Consider the following 12,738-nt stretch of genomic DNA (forward strand, 5'->3'; position numbering starts at 1 on the left):
CGTGAACAGACGTAATTTTATTAAAGCAGCCTCCTGCGGGGCATTGCTGACGGGCGCGCTGCCGTCTGTCAGTCATGCGGCTGCTGAAAACCGCCCGCCAATTCCGGGATCGCTGGGGATGTTGTACGACTCGACCTTGTGCGTAGGCTGCCAGGCTTGCGTCACCAAGTGTCAGGATATCAACTTCCCTGAACGTAACCCGCAAGGGGAACAGACCTGGTCGAACAACGACAAACTGTCGCCGTATACCAATAACATCATTCAGGTGTGGACCAGCGGCACAGGGGTCAACAAAGACCAGGAGGAGAATGGCTACGCGTACATTAAGAAACAGTGTATGCACTGCGTCGATCCGAACTGTGTCTCTGTGTGCCCGGTCTCTGCACTGAAAAAAGATCCGAAAACCGGCATTGTCCATTACGACAAAGATGTGTGCACCGGCTGCCGTTACTGCATGGTCGCCTGCCCATACAACGTGCCGAAGTACGACTACAACAACCCGTTTGGTGCGCTGCATAAGTGCGAGTTGTGCAACCAGAAAGGTGTGGAACGTCTCGATAAAGGCGGTCTGCCTGGCTGTGTAGAAGTGTGCCCGGCGGGCGCGGTGATTTTTGGTACGCGTGAAGAGCTGATGGCGGAGGCGAAAAAACGTCTGGCGCTGAAGCCGGGCAGCGAATACCACTATCCGCGTCAGACGCTGAAATCTGGCGACACTTACCTGCATACGGTGCCGAAATATTATCCGCATCTGTACGGCGAGAAAGAGGGCGGCGGTACTCAGGTTCTGGTACTGACGGGTGTGCCTTATGAAAATCTCGACCTGCCGAAACTGGACGATCTTTCTACTGGTGCGCGTTCCGAACATGTCCAACACACCCTGTATAAAGGCATGATGCTACCACTGGCTGTGCTGGCGGGCTTAACCGTGCTGGTTCGTCGCAACACTAAAAACGACCATCACGACGGAGGAGACGATCATGAGTCATGATCCACAACCGCTGGGCGGCAAAATCATCAGTAAACCGGTCATGATTTTTGGACCGTTAATCGTCATCTGTATGCTCCTGATTGTGAAGCGTCTGGTGTTCGGTCTGGGCTCTGTCTCCGACCTGAACGGCGGCTTCCCGTGGGGCGTGTGGATCGCGTTTGACCTGCTGATCGGTACCGGCTTTGCCTGTGGCGGCTGGGCGCTGGCGTGGGCAGTATACGTCTTTAACCGTGGGCAATACCATCCGCTGGTGCGTCCGGCGCTGTTGGCGAGTCTGTTTGGTTATTCACTGGGTGGCTTGTCGATCACTATCGACGTGGGTCGCTACTGGAACCTGCCGTACTTCTACATTCCGGGTCACTTCAACGTGAACTCGGTACTGTTCGAGACGGCGGTCTGTATGACCATCTACATCGGTGTGATGGCACTGGAGTTTGCTCCGGCATTGTTTGAACGTCTGGGCTGGAAGCTGTCACTCAAACGTCTGAACAAGGTGATGTTCTTTATCATCGCGCTTGGTGCGCTGCTGCCAACTATGCACCAGTCTTCAATGGGATCGCTGATGATCTCGGCGGGCTACAAGGTGCATCCGCTGTGGCAAAGCTATGAAATGTTGCCGCTGTTCTCGCTGCTGACGGCGTTCATCATGGGCTTCTCGATTGTCATCTTTGAAGGTTCGTTGGTGCAGGCGGGTCTGCGTGGCAACGGTCCGGATGAAAAGAGTCTGTTCGTTAAGCTGACCAATACCATCAGTGTGTTGCTGGCGATTTTCATCGTGCTGCGCTTTGGCGAGCTTATCTATCGCGACAAGCTGTCGTTAGCGTTTGCCGGTGACTTCTACTCCGTGATGTTCTGGATTGAAGTCCTGCTGATGCTCTTCCCGCTGGTGGTTCTGCGTGTGGCGAAGTTGCGTAATGATTCCCGCATGCTGTTCCTGTCAGCACTGAGTGCACTGTTAGGTTGTGCAACCTGGCGTCTGACCTATTCGCTGGTGGCATTCAACCCGGGTGGCGGTTACGCCTACTTCCCGACCTGGGAAGAACTGTTGATTTCTATTGGTTTTGTGGCTATTGAGATTTGCGCTTATATCGTACTCATTCGTCTACTGCCGATACTTCCTCCTTTAAAACAAAACGATCATAATCGTCATGAGGCGAGCAAAGCATGAGCCAGAGAATTACTATTGATCCGGTAACCCGTATTGAAGGGCATTTACGCATCGATTGCGAAATCGAAAATGGCGTCGTTTCGAAAGCATGGGCTTCCGGTACCATGTGGCGCGGCATGGAAGAGATCGTGAAAAACCGCGATCCGCGCGATGCATGGATGATTGTGCAACGTATCTGTGGCGTATGTACTACCACTCACGCGCTGTCTTCCGTTCGTGCGGCAGAAAGTGCGCTGAATATCGACGTTCCGGTTAACGCGCAATACATCCGTAACATCATTCTGGCTGCGCACACCACGCATGACCATATTGTTCATTTCTATCAGCTTTCGGCGCTGGACTGGGTGGACATCACTTCTGCACTGCAAGCTGATCCAGCCAAAGCCTCCGAAATGCTGAAAGGCGTTTCGACCTGGCATCTGAACAGCCCGGAAGAGTTCACCAAAGTTCAGAACAAGATCAAAGATCTGGTTGCCAGCGGTCAGTTGGGTATTTTCGCCAATGGCTACTGGGGTCACCCGGCAATGAAACTGCCGCCGGAAGTGAACCTGATTGCGGTAGCGCACTACCTGCAGGCGCTGGAGTGCCAGCGTGACGCTAACCGCGTTGTGGCGCTGCTGGGCGGTAAAACGCCGCATATTCAGAACCTGGCGGTAGGTGGTGTCGCGAACCCGATCAACCTCGACGGTCTGGGTGTGCTGAACCTTGAGCGCCTGATGTACATCAAGTCCTTCATCGACAAGCTGAGCGACTTTGTTGAGCAGGTTTACAAGGTTGATACTGCAGTTATCGCTGCGTTCTACCCGGAATGGCTGACGCGCGGTAAAGGTGCGGTGAACTACCTGAGCGTGCCGGAATTCCCGACCGACAGTAAAAATGGCAGCTTCCTGTTCCCGGGCGGCTACATTGAGAATGCGGATCTGTCCTCGTATCGTCCGATCACTTCTCATTCCGATGAATACCTGATCAAAGGAATTCAGGAAAGCGCGAAGCACTCCTGGTATAAAGACGAAGCGCCGCAGGCACCGTGGGAAGGTACCACCATTCCGGCTTATGATGGTTGGTCTGACGACGGTAAATATTCCTGGGTGAAATCACCGACTTTCTACGGCAAAACGGTAGAAGTGGGTCCGCTGGCTAACATGCTGGTGAAACTGGCGGCAGGACGCGAGTCTACCCAGAACAAACTGAATGAAATCGTTGCGATTTATCAGAAACTGACTGGCAACACGCTGGAAGTGGCGCAGCTGCACTCCACGCTGGGCCGTATTATTGGTCGTACCGTTCACTGCTGTGAATTGCAGGATATCCTGCAAAATCAATACAGTGCACTGATCACCAATATCGGCAAAGGCGATCACACCACCTTTGTGAAGCCGAACATTCCGGCAACGGGTGAGTTCAAAGGCGTAGGCTTCCTCGAAGCACCGCGCGGTATGCTCTCTCACTGGATGGTGATCAAAGACGGTATCATCAGCAACTACCAGGCAGTTGTTCCATCAACCTGGAACTCTGGCCCGCGTAACTTCAATGATGACGTCGGTCCTTACGAGCAGTCGCTGGTGGGTACACCGGTTGCCGATCCGAATAAACCGCTGGAAGTGGTGCGTACCATTCACTCCTTCGACCCGTGCATGGCCTGTGCGGTACACGTAGTGGATGCCGACGGCAACGAAGTGGTTTCAGTGAAGGTTCTGTAATGCGTATTTTAGTCTTAGGGGTCGGCAATATTTTGCTGACCGATGAAGCCATCGGTGTGCGGATTGTTGAAGCGTTAGAGCAACGATACATTCTGCCGGATTATGTTGAGATCCTCGATGGCGGCACGGCGGGAATGGAGCTGCTTGGTGACATGGCAAATCGCGATCATCTGATTATTGCGGATGCCATTGTCTCGAAAAAGAACGCGCCGGGAACGATGATGATCCTGCGGGATGAAGAAGTTCCGGCGTTGTTTACCAACAAAATCTCTCCGCATCAGCTTGGCCTGGCCGACGTATTGTCGGCCCTGCGCTTCACTGGCGAGTTTCCGAAAAAGCTGACCCTGGTCGGCGTGATCCCGGAATCACTGGAGCCGCACATCGGTTTGACGCCGACGGTCGAATCGATGATTGAACCTGCGCTTGAGCAGGTTCTGGCTGCGCTGCGCGAATCAGGCGTGGAAGCTATCCCACGGGAGGCGACTCATGACTGAAGAGATAGCAGGTTTCCAGACCTCCCCGAAGGCGCAAGTACAGGTAGCTTTTGAAGAAATTGCCCGGCGTTCGATGCATGATCTCTCTTTTCTGCATCCTTCAATGCCGGTGTATGTTTCTGACTTTACGCTGTTCGAAGGTCAGTGGACGGGGTGTGTGATCACCCCGTGGATGCTGAGTGCAGTTATCTTCCCCGGCCCGGATCAACTCTGGCCGCTGCGCAAAGTGAGTGAAAAAATTGGTCTGCAACTGCCGTATGGCACTATGACCTTTACTGTTGGTGAACTGGACGGTGTTTCGCAATACCTCTCCTGCTCGCTGATGTCGCCGCTTTCGCACAGCATGTCGATTGAAGAGGGCCAACGGCTGACGGATGACTGCGCCCGAATGATCCTTTCGCTGCCAGTCACCAATCCGGATGTACCACACGCAGGGCGTCGTGCCCTGCTATTTGGCCGCAGGAGTGGCGAAAATGCATGAGTTGTCGCTTTGCCAGAGCGCCGTTGAAATTATCCAACGGCAGGCGGAGCAGCACGATGTTAAGCGCGTCACCGCCGTGTGGCTGGAAATTGGTGCACTCTCCTGCGTTGAGGAGAGCGCCGTCCGTTTTAGTTTTGAAATTGTCTGCCACGGAACGGTAGCGCAAGGGTGCGATTTACATATCGTCTATAAACCCGCCCAGGCCTGGTGTTGGGATTGCAGCCAGGTGGTGGAGATTCATCAGCACGATGCGCAGTGTCCGATCTGTCATGGCGAGCGGTTGCGTGTCGATACCGGCGATTCGCTAATCGTCAAAAGTATTGAAGTTGAATAACCGGAGTTAACAATGTGTATTGGCGTTCCAGGCCAGGTGCTGGCTGTCGGTGAAGATATTCACCAGCTTGCGCAGGTTGAAGTATGTGGTATCAAGCGCGACGTGAATATCGCCCTGATTTGTGAAGGTAACCCTGCCGATCTGCTGGGCCAGTGGGTACTGGTACACGTCGGATTTGCCATGAGCATTATCGATGAAGACGAAGCCAAAGCCACATTAGACGCACTGCGCCAAATGGATTACGACATTACCAGCGCGTGATGATTAAAGCCGGATGCTTTCGTAGGCCTGATAAGACGCGGCAGCGTCGCATCAGGCATTGTGCCTGATTGCCGGATGCGGCGTGAACGCCTTATCCGGCCTACATTGGTCTGGATGGCTTGCTGCGACGAACGCTAACCATTACCCCTGACGCTTATCTTCCGTATTTGTCTCGAAATCACTGGCGTCATGGCGCTCATGCAACTGCTCGTTCAGCGGTCCGTTGATGCGGTTAACAATACGCCCACGCTTCACTGCCGGACGTTCGCCCACTTCTTTCGCCCAGCGTTGTACATGCTTATAACTGCCCGCATCAAGAAACTCTGCGGCGTCATATACGCCGCCTAACACCACATTGCCAAACCATGGCCAAATCGCCATATCCGCAATGGTGTACTCATCGCCCGCAACAAACTTATGCTGCGCCAGTTGCTTATCCAGCACGTCGAGAAGGCGCTTGGCTTCCATAGTAAAGCGGTTGATGGCGTACTCAATTTTCACCGGCGCGTAATGGTAAAAGTGACCAAAACCACCGCCGAGGAACGGTGCCGCGCCCTGTAACCAGAACAGCCAGCTCATCGTTTCAGTACGCTTTGCCAGATCCTGCGGCAAGAAGTAGCCAAATTTCTCCGCCAGATAAAGCAGAATCGAGCCTGACTCAAACACGCGGATCGGCGGATTATGGGTATGATCGCGCAATGCCGGGATCTTCGAATTCGGGTTCACTTCGACAAAGCCGCTGGAGAATTGATCGCCATCGCCAATGCGAATCAGCCAGGCGTCGTACTCTGCACCAGTAACGCCCAGTGCCAGCAGCTCCTCAAGCATAATCGTTACTTTCTGACCGTTCGGCGTTCCCAGCGAATAAAGTTGCAATGGATGTTTGCCCACCGGCAGCGTTTTTTCATGCGTCGGACCAGAAACCGGGCGATTGATACTGGCGAACGCGCCGCCAGCGGATTTATCCCACGTCCAGACTTTCGCGGGCTGATAAGTATTGTCTGTCATAGTGAGTTGCCTTCTGAGTGGTAGTGTTGAAGCAGTGTAGCAGGTCACTTGCTGTACAGAATGTGAATTTTTTAACCCTTTGCGCCAGCCGCTGCGATGAGGTGTATGATTAGTCTGACCTCTGTCCGGTTAATGTCGCTGAGCAGGTAATCAGAGCACAACAATTACGCCAACTGCTTAGGTTGTATTGTTAAAGGTAAAGTGATGAGCAAAGGAACGACCAGCCAGGATGCCCCGTTCGGGACATTATTGGGCTACGCCCCAGGTGGGGTAGCAATCTACTCTTCAGATTACAGTTCTCTCGATCCGCAGGAATACGAAGATGACGCCGTATTCCGTAGCTATATCGACGATGAATATATGGGCCACAAATGGCAATGCGTTGAATTTGCTCGCCGTTTTCTCTTTCTGAACTACGGTGTAGTCTTCACTGACGTGGGTATGGCATGGGAGATTTTCTCACTGCGCTTCCTGCGTGAAGTGGTCAATGACAACATCCTGCCATTGCAGGCATTTCCTAACGGTTCGCCGCGTGCACCGGTAGCGGGGGCGCTTCTTATCTGGGATAAAGGCGGTGAATTTAAAGACACTGGCCATGTCGCCATCATTACCCAATTGCATGGCAACAAAGTCCGTATTGCGGAACAGAACGTGATTCATACCCCGTTGCCGCAAGGGCAACAGTGGACACGCGAGCTGGAGATGGTGGTCGAAAACGGCGGCTATACCCTGAAAGACACCTTCGATGACACCACTATTCTGGGCTGGATGATCCAGACGGAAGATACCGAATACAGCTTGCCACAGCCGGAAATTGCAGGCGAACTGCTGAAAATCAGCGGGGCGCGTCTGGAAAACAAAGGCCAGTTTGACGGTAAATGGCTGGATGAAAAAGATCCGCTGCAAAACGCCTATGTACAGGCCAACGGCCAGGTGATCAATCAGGATCCGTATCATTACTACACCATTACCGAGAGTGCCGAGCAGGAGCTGATTAAAGCCACCAACGAGCTGCACCTGATGTATCTTCACGCCACCGACAAGGTGCTGAAAGATGACAACCTGCTGGCGCTGTTTGACATTCCGAAAATCCTCTGGCCACGTTTGCGTCTCTCCTGGCAGCGTCGCCGTCATCATATGATCACTGGTCGTATGGATTTCTGCATGGATGAACGTGGCCTGAAAGTCTACGAATACAACGCCGATTCTGCCTCCTGTCATACCGAAGCGGGCTTGATCCTCGAACGTTGGGCGGAGCAGGGCTATAAAGGCAACGGCTTCAATCCTGCGGAAGGACTGATTAACGAACTGGCTGGCGCGTGGAAACACAGTCGTGCACGTCCGTTTGTCCATATCATGCAGGACAAAGATATCGAGGAAAACTATCACGCGCAGTTTATGGAGCAGGCGCTGCACCAGGCGGGCTTTGAAACGCGTATCTTGCGTGGGTTGGATGAACTGGGCTGGGATGCTGCCGGGCAACTGATTGATGGGGAAGGGCGACTGGTTAACTGCGTATGGAAAACCTGGGCGTGGGAAACGGCATTTGATCAAATCCGCGAAGTGAGCGACCGTGAATTTGCCGCAGTGCCGATCCGTACCGGGCATCCACAAAATGAAGTTCGTCTGATAGACGTTCTGTTACGCCCGGAAGTGTTGGTTTTTGAGCCGCTATGGACGGTGATCCCCGGTAACAAAGCGATTCTGCCGATCCTCTGGTCTCTGTTCCCGCACCATCGTTATCTGTTGGATACTGACTTCACCGTGAATGATGAGCTGGTGAAAACCGGTTATGCCGTTAAACCGATCGCCGGTCGCTGTGGCAGTAACATCGACCTCGTCAGCCATCATGAAGAGGTGCTGGACAAAACCAGCGGTAAATTTGCCGAGCAGAAAAACATCTATCAGCAACTGTGGTGTTTGCCGAAAGTGGACGGTAAATACATTCAGGTATGTACTTTCACCGTTGGCGGCAACTACGGTGGGACGTGTTTGCGCGGTGATGAATCACTGGTCATCAAAAAAGAGAGTGATATTGAACCGTTAATTGTGGTGAAAGAGTAATACATGTTGTAGCAACCCCGTACTGATTATGAAGAATAATCAGTACGGGGATTAATCAAAATATTCAATATTTATATATTTCAATATTTATTCATTTCATATATGAATATATTAACAAGTGGAATACCTGTGTTTTGATTATTTTTAAAGGTTTTGAATGAAGGCTTATTGTCTGATACACAAGAAATAACACGCTTTTTATCGTTAAAAAATGATATTTCACTTTGCCCACGCCGTGAAAGTCACTGATAATGCCTCCGTTCGTAAATTCAAAATGGCGTAATCTAATATATGCTAAATTTATTTGTTGGCCTTGATATATATACGGGGCTTTTGTTATTACTTGCTCTGGCATTTGTGTTGTTCTATGAAGCAATCAATGGTTTTCATGACACGGCGAATGCGGTGGCAACCGTTATTTATACCCGTGCCATGCAACCACAGCTTGCTGTGGTCATGGCGGCATTTTTTAACTTTTTTGGCGTATTGCTTGGCGGGCTTAGCGTTGCCTATGCCATCGTCCATATGTTGCCAACCGATTTGTTGCTGAATATGGGGTCAACTCACGGTCTGGCGATGGTCTTTTCCATGCTGCTGGCGGCGATTATCTGGAATCTGGGAACGTGGTTCTTTGGTTTACCGGCCTCCAGTTCGCACACTTTGATTGGTGCGATTATCGGCATTGGTTTAACCAACGCGCTGTTAAATGGTTCGTCGGTGATGGATGCGTTAAACCTGCGCGAAGTCACCAAGATTTTCTCTTCACTCATTGTCTCTCCCATCGTGGGGCTGGTGATTGCGGGGGGGCTAATTTTTCTGCTACGCCGTTTCTGGAGTGGGACGAAAAAGCGTGACCGTATTCACCGCATTCCGGAAGATCGCAAAAAGAAAAAAGGCAAACGTAAGCCGCCATTCTGGACGCGTATTGCCCTCATTGTTTCCGCTGCGGGCGTGGCGTTTTCGCACGGCGCGAACGACGGGCAGAAAGGAATTGGTCTGGTGATGCTGGTGCTGGTGGGGATTGCTCCCGCCGGGTTTGTCGTCAATATGAATGCGTCCGGCTATGAAATTACCCGTACCCGCGATGCCGTCACCAACTTCGAACACTACCTGCAACAGCATCCTGAACTGCCGCAGAAGTTGATTACGATGGAACCTCCATTGCCTGCGACATCGACTGATGGCACGCAAGTAACAGAGTTTCACTGTCATCCGGCAAATACCTTTGATGCGATTGCGCGCGTTAAAACGATGCTGCCAGGCAATATGGAAAGTTACGAGCCGTTAAGCGTGAGTCAGCGCAGCCAGCTGCGCCGCATTATGCTGTGCATCTCTGATACCTCCGCGAAGCTGGCGAAACTGCCAGGCGTCAGTAAAGAAGACCAGAACCTGCTGAAAAAACTGCGCAGCGATATGTTAAGCACCATTGAGTACGCACCGGTATGGATCATCATGGCGGTAGCACTGGCGCTCGGCATCGGCACCATGATTGGCTGGCGTCGTGTAGCGATGACCATCGGTGAGAAGATTGGTAAGCGCGGCATGACGTATGCGCAAGGCATGGCGGCACAAATGACGGCGGCAGTGTCTATCGGCCTTGCCAGTTATATTGGGATGCCCGTCTCCACAACACACGTACTCTCGTCTGCAGTAGCAGGAACGATGGTGGTGGACGGCGGTGGGTTACAGCGTAAAACGGTAACCAGCATCCTGATGGCGTGGGTGTTTACTTTACCGGCGGCGATTTTTCTTTCTGGTGGGTTGTACTGGATAGCATTGCAGTTGATTTAACCTTCCTGAAAATGCCCGGTCCTGGCGATCGGGCATTTCCATTTTTCACTAGTGATAACCACGCGCGGTCATAAAATCCGTAATCGCTTTTTCTGCATCAACCAGCACCTTTTCCAGTGGCTGATTGGCGTCGATATCAACCAGTTGTGCACCACCAAAGGTTAACTGTGGCGTTATGGCAATCTTCCTCGCCAGCGATTCCCGTTTATGGTCGGGTTTACGCGCGCAGGCAACTTCAAGGTCAACATTGAGTTTGATGACCAGATCGGGCTTGTGGCTCGCCATCCAGTGAAATGCTTTACGTTCCTGACTTGCCAGCCATGAGACAAAACGACCACCTTCAACGTTAGGCGGAAACACCGTACCATCATAAGCGCCAGGAATCTGGTCCTGCGGATAACGGTCGGTTAAAACAATTAACCCGCGACGACGACAGGCAAGCATATGACGAAAGCGCAGTAAGCGGCGGGCGACAAACGCTGTAATTACCAGCGCCGGAACTGGTCCAGGCAATTTTTTTGCTGTTTTTACCTGATTTCGTTCAATTGTTTTATGTAAGGATTTTCCCATCAACGGTAATTTTGTCACTGCACGACCAACATTTCCGGCCTGTTTTCCTAAATGAACCCTTTCGGCAGCACCATATTTTTCGACAACGGTAATAAGATGTTCACACACCGTTGACTTGCCTGAACCATCGCTACCAATAACGGCAATTAATGGAGGTATTATTGACTGCATGAATATATCCTTAAATTTAAATATCCATCCAAAATATTTATTTGGTTAATATGTTTTTGATGAAAGCGTAATTCAGGTCAATGTCACAATTAACCATTGTCACAATAAGGTTGAACGGATATTCTGAGCACGGACCACGTAATATTCAATACATTATTTGCTGCCGGGTTTTTCGTGAATCAACGTAATATGTCAATAATTAATTCCACGCCAGTGCGTGTTATTGCCATTGTAGGATGTGATGGTTCAGGTAAATCGACCCTCACGGCAAGCCTGGTAAATGAACTGGCATCAAGAATGCCAACAGAACACATTTATCTCGGGCAATCGTCCGGGCGAATTGGCGAATGGATTTCACAGCTACCTGTTATTGGCGCACCTTTTGGGCGTTATTTGCGAAGTAAAGCGGCACATGTGCACGAAAAGCCCTCAACACCGCCTGGCAATATTACTGCGCTGGTTATCTATCTGCTTTCCTGCTGGCGGGCGTACAAGTTTCGCAAAATGTTGTGTAAAAACCAGCAAGGCTATCTGCTCATCACCGACCGCTACCCGCAGGTTGAAGTGCCGGGTTTCCGCTTTGATGGCCCGCAATTGGCAAAAACCACGGGCGGTAACGGTTGGATAAAAATGTTAAGGCAGCGTGAGCTGAAGCTGTACCAATGGATGGCTTCTTATTTGCCTGTATTGTTGATTCGTCTTGGCATTGATGAACAAACCGCGTTTGCGCGTAAACCTGACCACCAACTGGCAGCGTTACAGGAAAAAATCGCCGTTACGCCGCAACTGACATTCAATGGCGCCAGGATCCTTGAACTGGATGGGCGACACCCCGCCGATGAAATTCTGCAAGCGTCACTACGCGCAATTCACGCCGCGCTTTCCTGATCACCAAAATGGATAGGGGATGATTAAACGAATGGATGCACTACAAACACAAACTGTTAAGAGTACAACCGCGCCGCAGCCCAACTACATTCCGGGGCTGATTGCGGTGGTCGGGTGTGATGGCACCGGTAAATCCACACTGACAAATGACCTGGTGAAATCGCTGCAACAACACTGGCAAACCGAGCGGCGCTATCTGGGGCTGCTCTCCGGCGAAGACGGCGACAAAATCAAACGATTGCCGTTGGTTGGTGTCTGGCTCGAACGGCGACTGGCGGCCAAATCCTCGAAAACCCAAAGCATGAAAACCAAATCTCCGGCGCTATGGGCGGCGGTGATTATGTACTGCTTCTCGCTGCGAAGAATGGCGAATCTGCGCAAGGTTCAGCGACTGGCGCAAAGTGGCGTTCTGGTGGTCAGCGATCGCTTCCCGCAGGCTGAAATTTCGGGCTTTTATTATGACGGACCGGGGATTGGCGTCGAACGTGCGACCGGGAAAATCAGCAGGTTTCTGGCGCAGCGTGAACGGCGTTTATACCAAAAAATGGCGCAATACCGTCCTGAATTAATCATTCGCCTGGGCATTGATATTGATACTGCCATCTCCCGCAAGCCTGACCATGACTATGCCGAGCTGCAGGACAAAATCGGTGTTATGTCGACGATTGGCTATAACGGCACAAAAATTCTTGAGATTGATTCCAGAGCGCCTTACAGCGAGGTGCTGGAACAGGCACAGAAGGCGGTTTCTCTGGTTGCCATCGTTTCTGACCGCCGAAGTTTAACTTAAGGCTGGCGGGATACTTTTTACTATCAACGA

Annotated in this window: 13 protein-coding genes; 11 read left to right on the forward strand and 2 right to left on the reverse strand. The window is 51.6% G+C overall.

What is annotated here, in order from left to right:
• The first annotated feature begins 1 nt into the window (after position 1).
• From hybA to hybG, 7 genes are read left to right on the forward strand one after another with little or no spacing between them, the layout of a single operon-like run.
• Entirely contained in the window at positions 2 to 988 is a 987-nt protein-coding gene (gene hybA / locus HBM92_RS03720) for a hydrogenase 2 operon protein HybA (RefSeq protein ID WP_001081868.1), read from the forward strand.
• Positions 978 to 2,156, forward strand: a complete 1,179-nt coding sequence (gene hybB, locus HBM92_RS03725; protein WP_000017687.1) for a Ni/Fe-hydrogenase cytochrome b subunit — start codon at positions 978 to 980, stop codon at positions 2,154 to 2,156. Before hybA ends, hybB begins: the two co-directional genes overlap by 11 nt.
• The gene (gene hybC, locus HBM92_RS03730; RefSeq protein ID WP_000083050.1) at positions 2,153 to 3,856 is read left to right on the forward strand and encodes a hydrogenase 2 large subunit; all 1,704 of its coding nucleotides are present in this window, start codon (positions 2,153 to 2,155) and stop codon (positions 3,854 to 3,856) included. Before hybB ends, hybC begins: the two co-directional genes overlap by 4 nt.
• The gene (locus HBM92_RS03735; protein ID WP_001221944.1) at positions 3,856 to 4,350 is read left to right on the forward strand and encodes a HyaD/HybD family hydrogenase maturation endopeptidase; all 495 of its coding nucleotides are present in this window, start codon (positions 3,856 to 3,858) and stop codon (positions 4,348 to 4,350) included. The genes hybC and HBM92_RS03735 overlap by 1 nt, the downstream gene beginning before the upstream one ends.
• Entirely contained in the window at positions 4,343 to 4,831 is a 489-nt protein-coding gene (gene hybE, locus HBM92_RS03740; RefSeq protein WP_000134030.1) for a hydrogenase-2 assembly chaperone, read from the forward strand. The genes HBM92_RS03735 and hybE overlap by 8 nt, the downstream gene beginning before the upstream one ends.
• On the forward strand, positions 4,824 to 5,165 hold the full coding sequence (gene hypA, locus HBM92_RS03745) for a hydrogenase maturation nickel metallochaperone HypA (protein WP_000544952.1): 342 nt from the start codon (positions 4,824 to 4,826) through the stop codon (positions 5,163 to 5,165). Before hybE ends, hypA begins: the two co-directional genes overlap by 8 nt.
• Positions 5,166 to 5,177: 12 nt before the next feature.
• Positions 5,178 to 5,426, forward strand: coding sequence for a hydrogenase maturation factor HybG (hybG, locus tag HBM92_RS03750; RefSeq protein WP_000334896.1), 249 nt, complete (start codon positions 5,178 to 5,180; stop codon positions 5,424 to 5,426).
• Positions 5,427 to 5,567: 141 nt separating this feature from the next.
• Here the strand turns inward: hybG and yghU are convergent, their stop codons facing one another.
• The gene (gene yghU / locus HBM92_RS03755) at positions 5,568 to 6,434 is read right to left on the reverse strand and encodes a glutathione-dependent disulfide-bond oxidoreductase (protein ID WP_001305097.1); all 867 of its coding nucleotides are present in this window, start codon (positions 6,432 to 6,434) and stop codon (positions 5,568 to 5,570) included.
• A 204-nt stretch (positions 6,435 to 6,638) separates the two neighbouring features.
• Between yghU and gss the strand changes: the two genes are divergently transcribed.
• On the forward strand, positions 6,639 to 8,498 hold the full coding sequence (gene gss, locus HBM92_RS03760) for a bifunctional glutathionylspermidine amidase/synthase (RefSeq protein WP_001305096.1): 1,860 nt from the start codon (positions 6,639 to 6,641) through the stop codon (positions 8,496 to 8,498).
• Positions 8,499 to 8,789: 291 nt separating this feature from the next.
• On the forward strand, positions 8,790 to 10,289 hold the full coding sequence (gene pitB, locus HBM92_RS03765) for an inorganic phosphate transporter PitB (RefSeq protein ID WP_000933266.1): 1,500 nt from the start codon (positions 8,790 to 8,792) through the stop codon (positions 10,287 to 10,289).
• A gap of 48 nt (positions 10,290 to 10,337) precedes the next feature.
• Here the strand turns inward: pitB and HBM92_RS03770 are convergent, their stop codons facing one another.
• The gene (locus HBM92_RS03770; protein ID WP_001190683.1) at positions 10,338 to 11,030 is read right to left on the reverse strand and encodes a dTMP kinase; all 693 of its coding nucleotides are present in this window, start codon (positions 11,028 to 11,030) and stop codon (positions 10,338 to 10,340) included.
• Between the two features lie 174 nt (positions 11,031 to 11,204).
• Between HBM92_RS03770 and HBM92_RS03775 the strand changes: the two genes are divergently transcribed.
• Entirely contained in the window at positions 11,205 to 11,918 is a 714-nt protein-coding gene (locus HBM92_RS03775; RefSeq protein ID WP_001076280.1) for a dTMP kinase, read from the forward strand.
• Between the two features lie 31 nt (positions 11,919 to 11,949).
• Entirely contained in the window at positions 11,950 to 12,708 is a 759-nt protein-coding gene (locus tag HBM92_RS03780; protein WP_001445422.1) for a hypothetical protein, read from the forward strand.
• The last annotated feature ends 30 nt before the right edge of the window (positions 12,709 to 12,738 follow it).

It is taken from the genome of Escherichia sp. E.sYA108 (genome assembly GCF_011754335.1).
In the GTDB taxonomy this organism is placed as follows: Bacteria; Pseudomonadota; Gammaproteobacteria; order Enterobacterales; family Enterobacteriaceae; genus Escherichia; species Escherichia coli.